This window comes from Paracoccus yibinensis (genome assembly GCF_030846195.1).
GTDB classification, from domain to species: domain Bacteria; phylum Pseudomonadota; class Alphaproteobacteria; order Rhodobacterales; family Rhodobacteraceae; genus Paracoccus; species Paracoccus yibinensis.
Genome location: NZ_JAVCWH010000002.1, coordinates 278107 through 294000 on the forward strand (window position 1 = coordinate 278107; position 15894 = coordinate 294000).

The 15894-nt window shown below is 66.1% G+C and carries 18 protein-coding genes and 1 tRNA gene; 9 read left to right on the forward strand and 10 right to left on the reverse strand.

Going from position 1 to position 15894, the window contains the following annotated elements:
* Nucleotides 1-39: 39 nt before the first annotated feature.
* The 4 genes from mltG to nth form a co-directional block, all read right to left on the reverse strand.
* Entirely contained in the window at nucleotides 40-1224 is a 1185-nt protein-coding gene (gene mltG / locus RAH32_RS04950; RefSeq protein WP_306605690.1) for an endolytic transglycosylase MltG, read from the reverse strand.
* Nucleotides 1221-2483: a beta-ketoacyl-ACP synthase II gene (fabF, locus tag RAH32_RS04955; RefSeq protein WP_306605692.1), complete on the reverse strand. Its 1263-nt coding sequence runs from the start codon at nucleotides 2481-2483 to the stop codon at nucleotides 1221-1223. Before fabF ends, mltG begins: the two co-directional genes overlap by 4 nt.
* Nucleotides 2484-2637: 154 nt before the next feature.
* Nucleotides 2638-3651 (reverse strand): adenosine kinase, encoded by a 1014-nt coding sequence (locus RAH32_RS04960; RefSeq protein ID WP_306605694.1) that lies wholly within the window; start codon nucleotides 3649-3651, stop codon nucleotides 2638-2640.
* A complete protein-coding gene (gene nth / locus RAH32_RS04965) occupies nucleotides 3648-4310 on the reverse strand; it encodes an endonuclease III (RefSeq protein WP_306605696.1) in 663 nt (220 codons plus the stop codon). The genes RAH32_RS04960 and nth overlap by 4 nt, the downstream gene beginning before the upstream one ends.
* 193 nt (nucleotides 4311-4503) lie before the next feature.
* Here nth and RAH32_RS04970 point away from each other — a divergent pair, with 193 nt between their 5' ends.
* Entirely contained in the window at nucleotides 4504-5178 is a 675-nt protein-coding gene (locus RAH32_RS04970; RefSeq protein ID WP_306605698.1) for a YiaD family glycine zipper/OmpA-like lipoprotein, read from the forward strand.
* Nucleotides 5179-5265: 87 nt separating this feature from the next.
* On the opposite strand, the gene RAH32_RS04975 is transcribed toward RAH32_RS04970, so the two are convergent.
* From RAH32_RS04975 to RAH32_RS04995, 5 genes are all read right to left on the reverse strand, one after another.
* Nucleotides 5266-5826, reverse strand: a complete 561-nt coding sequence (locus tag RAH32_RS04975) for a F0F1 ATP synthase subunit B (protein ID WP_306605700.1) — start codon at nucleotides 5824-5826, stop codon at nucleotides 5266-5268.
* Entirely contained in the window at nucleotides 5823-6413 is a 591-nt protein-coding gene (locus RAH32_RS04980; protein ID WP_306605702.1) for a F0F1 ATP synthase subunit B', read from the reverse strand. The genes RAH32_RS04975 and RAH32_RS04980 overlap by 4 nt, the downstream gene beginning before the upstream one ends.
* Before the next feature lie 74 nt (nucleotides 6414-6487).
* Complete coding sequence (locus RAH32_RS04985) at nucleotides 6488-6724, reverse strand: F0F1 ATP synthase subunit C (protein ID WP_089343169.1); 237 nt, start codon at nucleotides 6722-6724, stop codon at nucleotides 6488-6490.
* Nucleotides 6725-6782: 58 nt separating this feature from the next.
* Nucleotides 6783-7538 (reverse strand): F0F1 ATP synthase subunit A, encoded by a 756-nt coding sequence (locus RAH32_RS04990; RefSeq protein WP_306605707.1) that lies wholly within the window; start codon nucleotides 7536-7538, stop codon nucleotides 6783-6785.
* 2 nt (nucleotides 7539-7540) lie between these two features.
* On the reverse strand, nucleotides 7541-7888 hold the full coding sequence (locus RAH32_RS04995) for an AtpZ/AtpI family protein (RefSeq protein WP_306605710.1): 348 nt from the start codon (nucleotides 7886-7888) through the stop codon (nucleotides 7541-7543).
* A gap of 199 nt (nucleotides 7889-8087) precedes the next feature.
* Between RAH32_RS04995 and RAH32_RS05000 the strand changes: the two genes are divergently transcribed.
* The 4 genes from RAH32_RS05000 (at nucleotide 8088) to RAH32_RS05015 (ending at nucleotide 10461) form a co-directional block, all read left to right on the forward strand.
* Nucleotides 8088-8441, forward strand: a complete 354-nt coding sequence (locus tag RAH32_RS05000) for an ArsR/SmtB family transcription factor (RefSeq protein WP_306605713.1) — start codon at nucleotides 8088-8090, stop codon at nucleotides 8439-8441.
* Nucleotides 8438-9316: a PfkB family carbohydrate kinase gene (locus tag RAH32_RS05005; protein ID WP_306605715.1), complete on the forward strand. Its 879-nt coding sequence runs from the start codon at nucleotides 8438-8440 to the stop codon at nucleotides 9314-9316. Before RAH32_RS05000 ends, RAH32_RS05005 begins: the two co-directional genes overlap by 4 nt.
* A 112-nt stretch (nucleotides 9317-9428) precedes the next feature.
* Nucleotides 9429-10343, forward strand: a complete 915-nt coding sequence (locus RAH32_RS05010; RefSeq protein WP_306605717.1) for a pseudouridine-5'-phosphate glycosidase — start codon at nucleotides 9429-9431, stop codon at nucleotides 10341-10343.
* Nucleotides 10344-10378: 35 nt separating this feature from the next.
* Nucleotides 10379-10461 (forward strand) — tRNA-Leu (locus RAH32_RS05015).
* A 49-nt stretch (nucleotides 10462-10510) separates the two neighbouring features.
* On the opposite strand, the gene RAH32_RS05020 is transcribed toward RAH32_RS05015, so the two are convergent.
* Nucleotides 10511-10891, reverse strand: coding sequence for a translation initiation factor 2 (locus tag RAH32_RS05020; RefSeq protein WP_306605719.1), 381 nt, complete (start codon nucleotides 10889-10891; stop codon nucleotides 10511-10513).
* A gap of 214 nt (nucleotides 10892-11105) precedes the next feature.
* Here RAH32_RS05020 and RAH32_RS21705 point away from each other — a divergent pair, with 214 nt between their 5' ends.
* Genes RAH32_RS21705 through RAH32_RS05035 form a run of 4 tightly spaced genes read left to right on the forward strand, consistent with a single transcriptional unit; the run spans nucleotide 11106 to nucleotide 15862 of the window.
* Nucleotides 11106-11705 carry a twin-arginine translocation signal domain-containing protein gene (locus RAH32_RS21705; protein ID WP_489681441.1) on the forward strand — a complete coding sequence of 200 codons (600 nt, stop codon included), beginning with the start codon at nucleotides 11106-11108 and terminating at the stop codon, nucleotides 11703-11705.
* Between the two features lie 12 nt (nucleotides 11706-11717).
* Nucleotides 11718-14195 (forward strand): formate dehydrogenase-N subunit alpha, encoded by a 2478-nt coding sequence (fdnG, locus tag RAH32_RS05025; protein WP_489681442.1) that lies wholly within the window; start codon nucleotides 11718-11720, stop codon nucleotides 14193-14195.
* Entirely contained in the window at nucleotides 14192-15175 is a 984-nt protein-coding gene (gene fdxH / locus RAH32_RS05030) for a formate dehydrogenase subunit beta (protein ID WP_306605723.1), read from the forward strand. The genes fdnG and fdxH overlap by 4 nt, the downstream gene beginning before the upstream one ends.
* Nucleotides 15176-15862, forward strand: a complete 687-nt coding sequence (locus tag RAH32_RS05035) for a formate dehydrogenase subunit gamma (RefSeq protein ID WP_306605725.1) — start codon at nucleotides 15176-15178, stop codon at nucleotides 15860-15862. It abuts the gene before it with no gap.
* The last annotated feature ends 32 nt before the right edge of the window (nucleotides 15863-15894 follow it).

Consider the following 15894-nt stretch of genomic DNA (forward strand, 5'->3'; position numbering starts at 1 on the left):
GGCGGGCTTTGTCAAACCCTTTGAACGGCTTGGGCCGCGTCAGCCGTCGCCCTGGACGGGACTGGTCGGATCCTCGCCACGCTGCCGCTCGATCTCGCGCCAGCGCGCCACGGCGTCGTTGTGTTCCGCCAGGGTGCGGGAAAAGGCGTGCCCGCCCGTCCCGTCGGCCACGAAGAAAAGGTAATCCGTCTCGGCCGGGTTCAGCGCCGCCCGGATCGCGGCACGGCCCGGATTGGCGATCGGCGTGGGCGGCAGCCCGTCGACACGATAGGTGTTATAGGGCGTTGTCGCGGCCAGTTCCGACCGCCGCAGCCCCCGGTCCAGAACCCCCTCACCGTTGGTGATGCCATAGATCACCGTCGGATCCGTCTCCAGCCGCATTCCCTGCTCCAGCCGATTGACGAAGACGCTGGCGACCTGCGGCCGTTCATCCGCCACGCCCGTTTCCTTTTCGACGATCGAGGCCATGATCAGCGCCTCCTCAGGCGTCCGATAAGGCAGGCCGAAGGGCCGCGCCTCCCACTCGGCGGCCAGGATCGCCGCCTGGCGCTGCGCCATCTCGGCCAGCAGCGCGCCTCGGCTGGCGCCCTTCTCGACCTCATAGGTGTCGGGCGCCAGGCTGCCCTCCGCCGGGATGTCCTCGACCTCTCCGGTCATGAAGCTGGCAGCCTTCAGCGCCTCCACGACCTGCCAGCTTGTCACGCCCTCGGCCATGGCAATGCGCAGCCGCGCGCCGGGCTTTTCGACAGCGGCGACAATGGACTCGGGCGCGGTTTCGGTTGCGGGATTGAAGCGCGCCATCTCCTCGAAGGCACCGGTATCGGGGTTCATGTCGCGCAGCAGAACGGTGTTTTCCCGCACGCCCACGCGGACCAGCACCTCGGTTCCGCAGGTCGAAGGCCCGCCTGCCGTGATAACGCCGACGATCTCCTCCATGCTGGCGCGGGGCGGCACAAGATAGCTGCCGAATTTCAGGTCGCGCGCCTTGTCCAGGTAGTCAGCGCCGGCCCGGAAGACATAGGAATTGCTGATCGCCCCCTGCTCGGCCAGTTGCTGGCTGACCGCGTTCAGGCTCGCGCCCGGCGCCACCTGCACGCATTGCGCGACCGCGCTTGGCCCCGGCCCGCTGAACTGGTGCTTGCCCCAGGCCACCGCCGCCGCAGCGGCAATCAGCAGCACGATCAGCAGCGTCAGGAAGTTCGAGGCGATGTTGCGCCAGATCATTCCTTGACCGCCCCCAGCACCAGCGACGCATTGGTGCCGCCGAAGCCGAAGCTGTTGGACAGCACCACATCCACCTTGCGCCGCACGGCTGCATTGGCAGCCAGATCCAGCTTCGGCTCGACGGCCGGGTTGTCCAGGTTGATCGTCGGCGGGCAGATCTGATCGCGGATCGCCAGCACGCAGAAAATCGCTTCGACCGCACCGGCCGCGCCCAGCAGATGCCCGATGCTCGACTTCGTGGACGACATCACCACGTTCGGCGCGTGATCGCCCAGCAGCCGTTCAACCGCGCCCAGTTCGATGGTATCGGCCATGGTGCTGGTGCCATGCGCGTTGATGTAATCAACCGCCGAAGGCTCCAGCCCGGCATTCTTCAGCGCATTCCGCATCGCCCGGAAACCGCCATCGCCATCCTCGCTTGGCGCGGTGATGTGATAGGCGTCGCCCGACAGGCCATAGCCCAGGATCTCGGCATAGATCTTCGCGCCCCGTGCCTTGGCGTGCTCGTATTCTTCCAGCACCAGACAGCCCGCGCCCTCGCCCATCACGAAGCCGTCGCGGTCCACGTCATAGGGGCGGCTGGCCGCCTGCGGGTCGTTGTCGCGCTTGGTGGACAGCGCCTTGCAGGCGTTGAAGCCCGCGATGCCGATCTCACTGATCGGGCTTTCCGCGCCACCCGCGACCATCACGTCGGCATCGCCCAGCATGATCAGCCGCGCCGCATCACCGATGGCGTGCGCGCCGGTGGAACAGGCCGTCACCACCGCATGGTTCGGCCCCTTGTAGCCAAAGCGGATGCTGACCTGCCCGGACACAAGGTTGATCAGCGCGCCGGGAATAAAGAAGGGCGAGACCCGCTTCGGCCCGCGCTCCTTGATCAGCACCGCCGTTTCCGCGATCGAGGTCAGCCCGCCGATCCCCGACCCGATCATCACGCCGGTCCGTTCGCGATCCTCGTCACTCGCAGGCTCCCAGCCGGAATCCTTCACCGCCTGCTCGGCCGCGGCCATTCCGTACAGGATGAAGTCATCGACCTTGCGCCGGTCCTTCGGCTCCATCCAGTCGTCGGGGTTGAAGCTGCCGTCGCTGCCGTCTCCAAACGGGATCTCGCAGGCATATTTCGTCACGACATCCTTGGGATCGAATCGCGTGATCCGCCCGGCACCCGACTGCCCGGCCAGCAGCCGTTCCCAGGTCGCCTCGACGCCGCAGGCCAGCGGCGTGACCATGCCCAATCCGGTGACAACAACCCTGCGCATCGGCAATGTCCTTCAAGCTGCAAATCTGTTGCAGACCTGATACACGCGCCGGCAGAACCACGCAACGCCGGGGCCTTCACAGCGGCGCCATTCATTCTGGCCCAAATATCCCGGGGGTCCGGGCTGGCCCCCGGCTCTCGCGGGACGCAAAGCCTCAGATCAACCCTTCGGCACGGAAATCCGCCCGCAGGTCACGCTCGGGGCGCGGGCCGACATGGCCGATCACCTCGGCCGCAGCAACGCAGCCCATGCGCCCCGCCACAGCCAGGGGCCCGCCGGTCGCCAGACCATACAGCAGCCCCGCCGCGAACTGGTCCCCGGCCCCCGTTGCATCCACCGGCACGATCCGGTGCACCGGCGCACTCACCCGTTCCCCGTCGCGGATCAGGATCGCGTCCTCGCCCGACCGCGTGCAGATCACCGTGCCGCAATCGACGCTAGCCAGCCGCAGCGCCTCCTCCAGATCGTCCACCTGATAAAGCGACTGCCATTCATGGACATTGCCGATCACGTAATCCATCGGCCCGGCAACCAGCCGCCGGAAATCCTCGCGGTGGCGGTCCACGCAGAACGGATCGGACAGTGCGATCCCCGCCTGCCCGCCCGCCTCGTGACAGGATTTCGCGGCCTTCAGGAAAGCCTCTTTCCCCTTGGGCTTGTCGAACAGGTATCCTTCCAGGAACAGCCAGCCAGCCCCCTGGAACACCGACGGATTCACGTCCTCCGGCCCCAGCTCGGCGGAAATCCCCAGATAGGTATTCATCGACCGCTCGCCATCCGGCGTCACCAGGATGATGGAACGCGAGGTCGGCAACTGTTCCCCCGCGACAGGGGGATTGACGAAGACCGTCCCCGCCGCCTCGGTCTGCTCGGCATAGGACAGGCCCAGCGGATCGTCCGCCACCCGCCCGATGAAGGCCGTGCGCAGCCCCAGCATCCCGATCCCCGCCAGCGTGTTCGCCACCGACCCGCCCGGCACCAGCTTGGACTGCGCGCGTCCTGGCCCATGATCATCGGCCTGTGCCGCCATCAGGTATTCCGACCGCTCGCGCTCGATCAGCTGCATGATGCCCTTCTGGACGCCAAGCGCCGCCAGTCGGTCGTCCGTGGTGGGCGAGATGACATCCATCACCGCATTGCCGATGCCGATCACATAGGGTGTGGTCATGCGGTCTTCTCCTCGTATGGGCACAGATCGTAGATGGGGCAGACCGCGCAGCGCGGGCGGCGGGCCTGGCAGATATAGCGGCCGTGCAGGATCAGCCAGTGATGGGCGTTGTCCTGGAACCGCGCGGGGACGTTGTCCTCGATCGCACGCTCGACCTCGTCCACGTCGCGGCCCGGCGCGATGCGGGTGCGGTTGCCGACGCGGAAGATATGGGTATCGACCGCCTGCGCGGGATGGCCGAAGGCGCTGTTCAGGACCACGTTCGCGGTCTTGCGCCCCACGCCGGGCAGCCGCATCAGGGCCGCGCGGCTGTCGGGCACCTCGCCGCCGAATTCGTCCACCAGGATGCGCGACAGGGCGATCACGTTCCTGGCCTTCTGGCGGAACAGCCCGATCGTCTTGACATGCTCGGTGACGCCCTCAAGGCCCAGATCCAGCATCTTCTGCGGCGTGTCGGCGATGGCGAACAGTCCGCGCGTGGCCTTGTTCACGCCCACGTCGGTCGCCTGGGCCGACAAGGCGACGGCGACCACCAGCGTGAAGGGATTGGTGAACTCCAACTCGGTCACGGGCCGGGGATTGGCCTCGGCCAGGCGCGAGAAGATCGCGACTTGCTGGGCAAAGGGCAAGGGCTGCGGCAGGCGGCGGGGCTGGACCATGACCCGACGCTTTTGACCGGCCCGGCGCCGCAATGCAAGCCCGGCCTGCAAGCGAGGGTTTTTCCGCCAGTCCAATAACTTCCACGCAGCCGTGACTTTCCTTTCGGCCGGAACTGGGCCAGCTTCGGGCACGTTTGACGGCAAAGGCAAATTTGCCGCATCTTCCCGTCGCAAGACCATGAAAGGACATCCCATGAAGCTTCGCGTCACCTCTCTCCTCGCCGCCACGGGCCTTGTGGCGCTTGGCGCCTGCGCCCCCACGACCGGCATGGACGGCATGGGCACGGGCACCGGCATGAGCCGCACCCAGCAGGGCGCCCTGGCCGGGGCCGCCGTCGGCGCCGTCCTTGCGGGCACCCGCGACAGCGACCGCAACAACCAGGGCCGCGACGCCGCGCGCGGCGCGATCCTGGGCGGCATCGCCGGGGCCGTTGCGGGCAACATGCTCGACCGCCAGGCGCAGGCGCTGCAACAGTCGCTGTCGAACCCGAACATCCAGGTCATCAACCGCGGTTCCTACCTGCAGGTCGTGATGCCCGAGGGGATCCTGTTCGCCACCGGCTCGGCCGCCGTGTCGGGCGCCGCGCAGAACGACCTTTACGCCGTCGCGCGCAACCTGAACCAGTATCCCAACAGCCGGGTCGAGGTCGTCGGCCATACCGACAACACCGGCAGCGCCGCGCTGAACATGGACCTGTCGCAGCGCCGCGCGCAGTCGGTGACGGGCATCCTGGCCGCCGCCGGCGTCTCGCCCTCGCGCCTTGTGGCGACGGGTGCGGGCTTCAACCAGCCGGTCGCCTCGAACGACACCGCCGCAGGTCGCGCCCAGAACCGTCGCGTGGAAATCCTGATCCGCCCGACGAACTGACGAGCAACAGCGAAACCCCCGCCGCTTGCGCGACGGGGGTTTTCCACTGTCCGATGGTTCCGCGGCCTGCGCCCGTCCGTTCGCGTGTCAGTTCAGACGGCGCGCCACGTCGTCGATGGCTTCGTCGATCCCCGCAGACCGCTGACCTGCGCCGACCTGCTGCGCCAGAAGGCCAGAGGCTGCGGCGATCGCCGCCTGCACCGCGCGGTCGCGCACGGCACGCACAGCGTCCGCTTCGGCACTGGCGATCTGATCCTCGGCGGCCTTCAGGCGGCGTTCGATCGAGGATTTCAGGTCGGCCTTGGCCTTCGCGGCCTGGGCCTCGGCCTCGCGCTTGGCATTGGCGACGATCTGGTCGGCCTGGCCCGCCACTTCGCGCTGACGGCGTTCATAGCTGGCATAGATTTCCTGCGCTTCCTCGCGAAGGCGCTTGGCCTCGTCCAGGTCGCGGCGGATGCCGGCGGCGCGGCTGTCCAGCAGCGCCCCGATCCGGGAAGGCACCTTGAAATAGAGCAGCACCCCGACGAAGACCAGGAACGAAATCAGGACGATGAAGTCCGTATTCCGCAGTGAGAAGAACGGACCCGTCGCGGCAAAGGCCGGCCCGGCGCTCAGCCCGGCGACGGCAATGACGGCAAGTTTCTTCATTGCAAGGCCCCTTTCATGCGGCTGTCCATGGCCTGATCGACAGCGGCCTGATCGACCGTCCCGCCAAAGCTGCGCACCAGTTCGGCGGCGACGTCGCGGGCAACCTCGCGCGCATCGACATCGGCGGAATCGCGGATCTCGCGGATGCGCTTTTCCGATTCTGCGCTGCGCGCCGAAATCTCGGCATCGGCATGGGCGATTGCGGCATCCAGTTCCTTCTGGATTTCCGCACGGTTCGCGGCGACGATCTTGTTCGCCTCGGCCCGGGCGTCGGCAAGCGCCTTGTCATAGGCGGCCTCGGCTTCCTTGGCCTTCAGCTTGAATTCCTCGGCAGCCATCAGGTCGCCGGTCATGGCGCCCTGGCGGTCCGACAGGACGGCGCCGATGCGCGGCAGCGCGATCCTGGCGACGACCCAGTAAAGAACGACCATCGCGACGACCAGCCAGAAGATCTGGTTCGCAAAGGTCGAGAGATCCAACTGGGGCAGGCCCGTTGTCGTCTCGGTCTCTCCATGCGCGACGGACGAGGCCACGCTTTCGGTATGTTCGGCCGCGATGGTGACGGCCTCTTGCAACAGGCTGATCATGTCCTACCCCTTGGCCCTGACAGTCACGAAGGGGCGGGGCCGCAGCCCCACCCCGCCGCAAGGATGGCGCAGGATCAGACCGCGAACATCAGCAGAAGCGCGACCAGGAACGAGAAGATCCCCAGGGCTTCGGCAAAGGCCATGCCGATGAACAGCGTGGCGGTCTGACCGGCGGCGGCCGACGGATTGCGGAGCGCGCCCGACAGGAAGTTGCCGGCCACGTTGCCCACACCGATGGCCGCCCCGCCCATGCCGATGGCGGTCAGGCCGACGCCGATGTACTGGCCCAGTTCTCCGATATTGCCTTCCATGATGATGCTCCTTGCGGTTGGAAGTGGTGGATTGGGTTGATGACCTGTGCGTCCGGCGTCAGTGCGACGGATGCAGCGCGTCCTTCAGATAAACGCAGGTCAGGATGGTGAAGACGTAGGCCTGGATGAAGGCCACGAGGATTTCGAAGGCATACATGCCCACGACCGCGATGATGGAAATCGGGGCCACGGCGGCGATCGCCGCGAAACCGGCAAAGACCTTGATCACGGCATGGCCGGCGATCATGTTGCCTGCAAGTCGGATGGAATGGCTGACGGGGCGCACGAAATAGCTGATCACCTCGATCGCGGCCAGCACCGGGCGGATCGCCAGCGGGGCCGAGCGGACCCAGAACAGGTCCAGGAAATGCGCGCCGTTCTTCACGAAGCCGATGGTCGTCACCGTCAGGAACACCGCCAGCGCCAGCACGCCTGTGACCGCGATATGCGAGGTCACGGTGAAGGCCATGGGCAGAAGGCCCAGGAAGTTGGCGAAGACGATGAACATGAACAGCGTCATGATATAGGGGAAATACTTCAGCCCGTCCTTGCCCGCGATGTCGCCGACCATCTTGTGCACCAGGCCATAGGCCAGTTCAGCGATCGACTGGGTGCGGGTCGGCACGATGCCGCGGCCGCGCGTGCCCAGCACCAGCAGCGCCAGCGTGGCCAGGATGATGGCGAACAGCCACAGCGTCACGTTGCTGGGCGTGTACCAGTGGACCGGGCCGTCGCCGAACAGCGGGCGGACGATGAACTGGTCCATCGGGTGGAAAGACAGGCCGGTTGCTTCGCCATGCGCTTCGGTCGCCACGATCAGTCCCTCTCGTCGGTGCCCGGCGGCTGGCCGGGTCTGCTGCCAAGTTCGGCCGCCGTGCGCATCATCACCTTGATGCCGGCCACGAAGCCGAGAAGTATGAACAGGATCAGCATGAGCGGCAGGGTGCCGAACACGTAATCCAACCCGTATCCGATCCCGGCGCCCAGCATGATGCCCGCGACGATCTCGGTGACCATGCGCCAGGCGACATGCGCCTTGTCATAGCCCGCCATCGGCATGTTCGCCTCTGGCTTCTGGGTCAGGCGGGACAGCCGGTCTTCCAGGTCGCGCAAACGGGCGGCATCCGCTTCCCTGTCCGCGTCGCTCCGGGGGTCTTCGGCCATCTGTCATGCCCCGTTCCTTGTTGCGGCGCTGTCTAGGGGGGATCGCTGCCCGAGTCAAGCAAGTGACTTTCCGAACCAATTAACTGAAATACAATGACTTTCTTGAAAACGAACATTCAGCGCCCGGGCCATCAATCCGTCCTCGATCACAGATCATTCAACCGCGCAGTTGACCATTCCCGCCTTTCCGCGTCATGAGATGAGCATGGACACCCCCTCGCCCGACCGGCTGGACCTGATCTTCGCGGCCCTTGCCGATCCCACGCGGCGGCGGGTGCTGTCGATGCTGCTGGAGGACGACATGGCCGTCAGCGACGTCGCGGCCCCCTTCGACATGAGCCTTGCCGCGATTTCCAAGCATCTGTCGGTCCTTGCGGCGGCGGGCCTGATCCGGCAGGAACGCCGGGGCCGGATCACCTGGTGCAAGCTGGACCCCGAAGGGATGCGCGCGGCCTCCGTCTGGATGGGGGGCTTCGGGCAGTTCGACCCGGTGGACCTGGACGATTTCGAACGCTTTCTGGAAGCCGAGATGCAAAGCTGGACCCGCGAATGACCAAGCCCGACATCCTGTGCATCGGCGCGATGCTGTGGGACGTGATCGGCCGTGCGCCGCGCCGCATGGCGCCGGGCGCCGACGTGCCGGGCCGCATCCGCCATATCCCGGGCGGGGTGGCGCTGAACGTCGCGGTGGCGCTTGCCCGCTGGGGGTTGCGCCCCGCCGTCCTGTCCGCCGTCGGCCGCGACCCGGAAGGCGCAGCCCTGGTGGCCGAGGCGGAACGGATGGGCGTCATCACCGACCACCTGGCCCGCGACACCGGCCTGCCCACCGACACCTATATGGGCATCGAGGACAGCGAGGGGCTGATCGCCGCCATCGCCGATGTCCACAGCCTGGAAGACGCGGGGACCGCGATCCTGGCTGCCCTGGACGGGGCCTTGGCCGGCTGGACCGCGCCGGTCGTCCTGGACGGCAACCTGACCGAGGATCTGCTGGCAGCCATTGCCCGCGACCCGCGCCTGATGCGCGCGGACCTGCGCGTGGTCCCCGCCAGCCCCGGCAAGGCCGAACGGCTGGAGCCGCTGATCGCCGCCCGGCGCGGCTGCTTCTATCTGAACCGGCTCGAGGCCGAGATCCTGGCCGGTCGCGCCTGCCCCGACGCCGCGACCGCCGCGCAGGCCGTGGTGGCGCGGGGCGCCGCGCGCGTGCTGGTCACCGACGGCCCCCGCCCGGTGGCCGAAGCCATGGCGGGCGCCCCTGCCCTGACCTATGCCCCGCCCGCCGTGACCGTCGCGCGCGTGACCGGGGCGGGCGACTGCTTCCTGGCGGCGCATCTGGCTGCCGAACTGGCGGGCCAGCCACGCGACGCCGCCCTGCGCCAGGCTGCCGAGGCTGCGGCCGCCCATGTCTCTGGAAAGGACGTTCCATGAACAGCGCCACCCTGGCCGATCCGGTCCGCCCGGCGGCACGCCGGGCAGCCCCCGCCCGCCCCCACGGCGGGGGCCGCCCTTCGCTCTTGAACGCACCGAAAGGCCTTGTCCCATGACCGCCCCCCTCACCTTCTCGCCCGAAGTCCGGGACGCCCTGTCCGAGGGGCGCCCGGTCGTTGCGCTGGAATCGACGATCATCACCCACGGGATGCCCTATCCGCAGAACCTGAAGATGGCGCGGCAGGTGGAACAGGTGATCCGCGACAACGGGGCGGTGCCTGCCACCATCGCCGTGATGGGCGGCCAGATCCATGTCGGCCTGACCCATGACGCGCTGGAAGCCCTGGCGCAGACGCCATCCGACCAGGCCATGAAGCTGTCGCGCGCCGATCTGGCGGTCTGCCTGGCAAATGGCCGCACCGGCGCGACCACCGTCGCCGCCACCATGATCTGCGCGCATCTGGCGGGCATCCGGGTCTTTGCGACCGGCGGCATCGGCGGCGTGCATCGCGGGGCGGAGACCAGCTTCGACATCTCGGCCGATCTTCAGGAACTGGCGCAGACCCCGGTGACGGTCGTGGCCGCCGGGGCCAAGGCGATCCTGGATCTGTCCAAGACCTGGGAAGTGCTGGAAACCCTGGGCGTGCCCGTCATCGCCTTCGGTCAGGACGAACTGCCCGCCTTCTGGTCGCGCAACAGCGGCATCAAGGCGCCCCTGCGCATGGACAGCGCCGACCAGATCGCCGAAGCCGCCGCCATGCGCGCCCGCCTGGGCCTGAAGGGCGGTCAACTGGTCGCCAACCCGATCCCGCCCGAGGCCGAGATCACCGCCGACGTGATCGGCCCCTTCATCGAACAGGCCCTGTCCGAAGCCGAGACCCGGCGCATCGCCGCCAAGGAGGTCACGCCCTTCCTGTTGCAGCGCATCTTCGAACTGACCGAAGGCCGCTCGCTGGAGTCGAATATCGAACTGGTCCTGAACAACGCCCGCCTTGCGGCGCAAATCGCCATCGCGATGACCCGTTGACCCCGGCGGCCCTCCTGCCGTAAGGCTGGGCGCGTGCGCGGCTGGCGGAATTGGTAGACGCAGTTGGTTTAGGTCCAACCGCTTCGGCGTGGGGGTTCGAGTCCCTCGCCGCGCACCAGAATGGCGACGGACCACGACACGCTTGCGCTGCGGCCCGTTCCAGACCCTTAGCCGCAGTCCAGCGTCACCTCGACCGGGTTCGGCACCAGATCCAGCATCGCGCCGCTGCTGGCATCGACGCCCGCACCGATGATCCCGCCGACGAAGACGTTTCCGGCCATGGCCGCGCTTCCGCCGGGCGCGACCTTGTTGGTCACGCGGATCTGCTGATGCGTGCAGCCTTGCTTGGTGACCAGGACGTTAAGTTCGGACTTGCGCGGCACCTTGAAGGTGCAGGGCGTGTTGTTGCAGGTCTGCCCGTCGCTCATCTTCACCTGGGCACCGGAAGGTGTGGAATTCACCACCAGCGTGTCGTTCGATCCACGGGTAATCGTTGCGCATCCCGCAACCGACAGGATGGCGCAGGCAAGAAAGATCGGCTTGAACATCACGTTCCTCACAATGAAAGTGATCGCTCACTCGCACGAAGGCCATGATCGCTCAAGAACTGCATTATTCTGATTTTAAATGACATTTTTATCTTTCTTTAACTTCCGTCTGCAATGGTGGCTTGTGGCGGGAACACCTGTTCACCTTGACTTTTGACCGCCCGGTCAGCAAACTCGGCTCGTACCTATCTATCGACAGGCAGCAGGAGGGGTTATGAACATCGACCTTTCGCGCCGCGGCTTCTTGAGGCTGGCGGGTGCGGGGGTTGCGGCGACGTCGCTGGGGGCCATGGGCTTCGGCGAGGCCGAGGCGGCGGAACAGGCGCATGTGCGCGCCTTCAAGCTGGCCACGACCACGGAAACGCGCAACACCTGCCCCTATTGCTCGGTCGCCTGCGGGATCATCATGTATTCCAAGGGTGACGTGAAGGCGGGTGAGACCGCCGAACTGATCCACATCGAGGGCGACGCGGACCACCCGACGAACCGCGGGACGCTGTGCCCCAAGGGCGCCGCGCTCAAGGACTTCGTCAAGGCCCCGACGCGCCTGACCAAGCCGCGCTATCGCGCAGCGGGCGCCAGCGAATTCCAGGACATCACCTGGGACGAGGCCCTGGACAAGATCGCCCGCGCGATGAAGGACGACCGCGACGCCAACTTCATCCAGACGAACGAGGCGGGCGTGCCCGTCAACCGCTGGACGACGACCGGCTTCCTGGCGGCATCGGCAACCACAAACGAAACCGCATGGCTGACCTACAAGACGGTCCGGTCCATGGGGATCGTCGGATTCGATAACCAGGCGCGCGTCTGACACGGCCCCACGGTGTCCAGTTTGGGCCCGACATTTGGCCGTGGAGCGATGACCAACTCCTGGACCGACATCAAGAACACCGACCTTGTCATCGTCATGGGCGGCAACGCCGCGGAAGCGCATCCCTGCGGCTTCAAATGGGTGACCGAGGCCAAGGCCCATCGCGGCGCCAAGCTGATCGTGGTCGATCCGCGCTATAACCGCACGGCCTCCGTGTCGGACTATTATGCGCCGATCCGTCCGGGCAGCGACATCGTGTTCCTGATGGGCATGATCCGCTGGATGATCGAGAACGACAAGGTCCAGTGGGAATACGTCCGCAACTATACCAACGCCTCTTTCCTGGTGAAGGACGAGTTCGGCTGGTCCGACGGGCTTTTCACCGGCTATGACGAGGAAAAGCGCGACTACGACAAGTCGTCCTGGGACTACAAGATGGGCGAGGACGGCTTCGTCCAGACCGACCCGACGCTTCAGGATCCGCGCTGCGTCTGGAACCTGCTGAAGGCCCATGTGGACGCCTATACGCCCGAATTCGTGGAACGCATCTGCGGCACGCCCAAGGACAAGTTCCTGCACATCGCCGAGATGATCGGCGAATGCTCGTCGCCGACCAAGACCATGACCTCGATGTATGCGCTTGGCTGGACGCAGCATTCCAAGGGCGCGCAGAACATCCGCGGCATGGCGATGCTGCAGCTGATCCTGGGCAACATCGGCGTCCGGGGCGGCGGCATGAACGCGCTGCGCGGGCATTCCAACATCCAGGGCCTGACCGACATCGGGCTGATGTCGAACCTGATCCCGGGATACCTGAACATCCCGACGGAAAAGGAAGCGGACTGGGCGACCTACATGTCCACCCGCGGCTTCAAGCCGATCGTGCCGGGGCAGATCAGCTATTGGCAGAACTATTCCAAGTTCATGGTCAGCTTCATGAAGGCCATGTGGGGCGATGCCGCGACGGCCGAAAACGACTGGGCCTATCACTATCTGCCGAAGCTCGACGTGCCCGCCTATGACGGGATGCGCATGTTCGAGCTGATGAACCACGGCAAGGTGAACCTGTATTTCTGCCAAGGCTTCAACCCGATCCTGTCCTTCCCCAACCGCGGCAAGATGACCGAGGCGTTTTCCAAGCTGAAGATGCTGGTGGTCATGGACCCGCTGACCACGGAAACCTCGCATTTCTGGCAGAACCACGGGATCCACAACGACGTGGACACGGCGGCGATCCAGACCGAGGTGCTGGAACTGCCCACCACCTGCTTTGCCGAGGACGAGGGCGCCCTGGTGAACTCGGGGCGGTGGCTGCAATGGCACTGGGCGGGGGCGACTCCTCCGGGCGAGGCCAAGCACGATACCTGGATCATGGCGCAGATCTTCCTGCGGGTGAAAAAGCTCTATCAGGACGAAGGCGGGGTCTTCCCCGACCCCATCCTGAACCTGACCTGGGATTATGCCGACCCGAACGAGCCGATGCCGGACGAGCTTGCGCGCGAGATGAACGGCCGCGCGCTGGCGACTGTCTATGACCCCAAGGACCCGACCAAGGTCCTGGCCGAGGCCGGCCAGCAACTGTCCAGCTTCGGTCATTACCGCGACGACGGATCGACCATGGGCGGCTGCTGGATCTATGCCGGCAGTTGGACGAAGGACGGCAACATGATGGCGCGGCGGGACAATACCGACCCCGACGACACCGGCATGTTCCAGAACTGGGCGTTCTCGTGGCCTGCGAACCGGCGGATCCTTTACAACGCGGCCTCCTGCGATCCGCAGGGCAAGCCGTGGGATCCGTCGCGCAAGATCATCGAGTGGACGGGCGAGAAGTGGGAAGGCTATGACGTGCCCGACATGCCGGTCACGGCCAAGCCGGGCGAAACCCTTCCCTTCATCATGAACCCGGAAGGCGCGTCGCGCCTGTTCAGCCGGGGCATGATGCGGGACGGTCCCTTCCCCACCCACATGGAACCGTTCGAGGCGCCCATCGCCAACGTGTTCAACCCCAGGATGCGGGGCAACCCGGTGGCGCGGGTCTTCGAAAGCACTGCCGACCAGTTCGCCGCCATCGGGGATCCCGAGTTCCCGTTCGTGGCGACCTCCTATCGCCTGACCGAGCATTTCCATTACTGGACCAAGCACAACCCGGTAAACGCCGCGTTGCAGCCCGAGTTCTTCGTGGAGATCAGCGAGGAACTGGCGGCCGAGCGCGGCATCGAGCGCGGCGGACGGGTGCGCGTCTGGTCCAAGCGGGGCGAGGTCTGGGCCAAGGCCGTGGTGACCAAGCGGCTGCGGCCGATGCAGATCGACGGCAAGACCGTCCATGTGATTGGCATTCCGCTGCACTGGGGCTTTGTGGGGGCGGCGAAGAAGGGCTTCGGGCCGAACAGCCTGACGTCCCAGGTTGGCGACGCCAATGTGGAAACGCCTGAATTCAAGGCCTTCATGGTCAATATTGAACCTTCGGCAGAGGAGCCGGTGGCATGAGCGAAACCGCGCCCCAACCCAAGACCGCGGCCTCGAACCCTCCGGTTCAGCCCATCGCGTCCAACCTGCTGCCGTCCGACGTGGTCCGAATCTCGGCCACGAAGGACGTGCCGCAGCCGGACCGGCAACTGACCAAGGTCGCCAAGCTGATCGACGTCAGCAAGTGCATCGGCTGCAAGGCCTGCCAGTCCGCCTGCATCGAGTGGAACGACACCAAGCCCGAGGTCGAGACCAACGTGGGGGTTTACGAGAACCCCCACGACCTGACGCCGAACATGTTCACCCTGATGCGTTTCACGGAATGGGTGAACCCGGAAACCGATAACCTGGAATGGCTGATCCGCAAGGACGGCTGCATGCATTGCGAGGATCCGGGCTGCCTCAAGGCCTGCCCGGCGCCCGGCGCCATCGTGCAGTATTCCAACGGCATCGTCGATTTCATCCACGAGAACTGCATCGGTTGCGGATACTGCGTGACCGGCTGCCCCTTCGACATCCCGCGCATCAGCAAGGTCGATCACAAGAGCTATAAGTGCACCCTGTGTTCGGACCGGGTTGCCGTAGGCCAGGGTCCGGCCTGCGCCAAGGCCTGCCCCACCCAGGCGATCGTCTTCGGCACCAAAGAGGACATGATCGCCCACGCCAACGAACGGGTCGAGGATCTGAAGTCGCGCGGCTATGAAAACGCCGGGATCTATGATCCGGCGGGGGTCGGCGGCACGCATGTCTTCTATGTGCTGCATCACGCGGACAAGCCGTCGATCTATGAAAAGCTGCCGGACGATCCGCGCATCTCGCCCGTGGTCGAGGGCTGGAAGGGCGTGACCAAGACCGCCGGTCTTGCCGTCATGGGCGTGGCCGCCGTGGGCGCCGCGATCCACGGCATCTTCGCCCGTGCCAACAAGGTGGACGAGCACGAGGAGAAAGAGGCCGAGAAGCTGGTCAGTTCCGGCGGTTCGGACGACAGGGGGGCTGTCTGAATGGTGCGCCCCGTCTATTCCGAACCGGGCGACCGGATCGAATCGACCCGCCCGGTGACGGTCAGCCGTTACCGGGGGTTCATCCGCGCCAACCACTGGGTCACGGCACTGTCGCTGATCCTGCTGCTGCTGTCGGGCCTCGCGTTTTTCCATCCGTCGCTGTATTTCCTGACCGGCCTTTTCGGCGGCGGGCAGACGGCGCGGTGGCTGCATCCGATCATCGGCGTGGTGCTGTTCGTCAGCTTCATGGTCATGTTCATCCAGTTGTGGCGGCTGAACCTGCCCACGCCGGACGACAAGGCCTGGCTGAACCAGATCGGCGACGTGGTGAAGGGCAACGAGGAGAACCTGCCCGAGCTTGGCAAATACAATGCCGGGCAGAAGTTCATCTTCTGGGGCATGACGCTGCTGATCGTGGTGCTGATCGTGTCCGGGATCATGATCTGGGAACAGTTCTTCGGTGAGCTTGTCTCGATCCCGACCCGCCGCTGGGCCGTCCTGACCCATGCGCTTGCGGCGGTGGCGATCATCCTGGTCTTCATCCTGCACGTCTATGCGGCCTTCTGGACGCGCGGCACGCTGCGGGCGATGACGCGGGGCACCGTGACGGGCGGCTGGGCCTATCGCCACCACCGCAAGTGGCTGCGCGAACTGGCTGGACGCCGCCAGAACGGCCCGGCAGAATAACGCAAGGCAAGTGGCCGGTTCGGCCCGGAGAG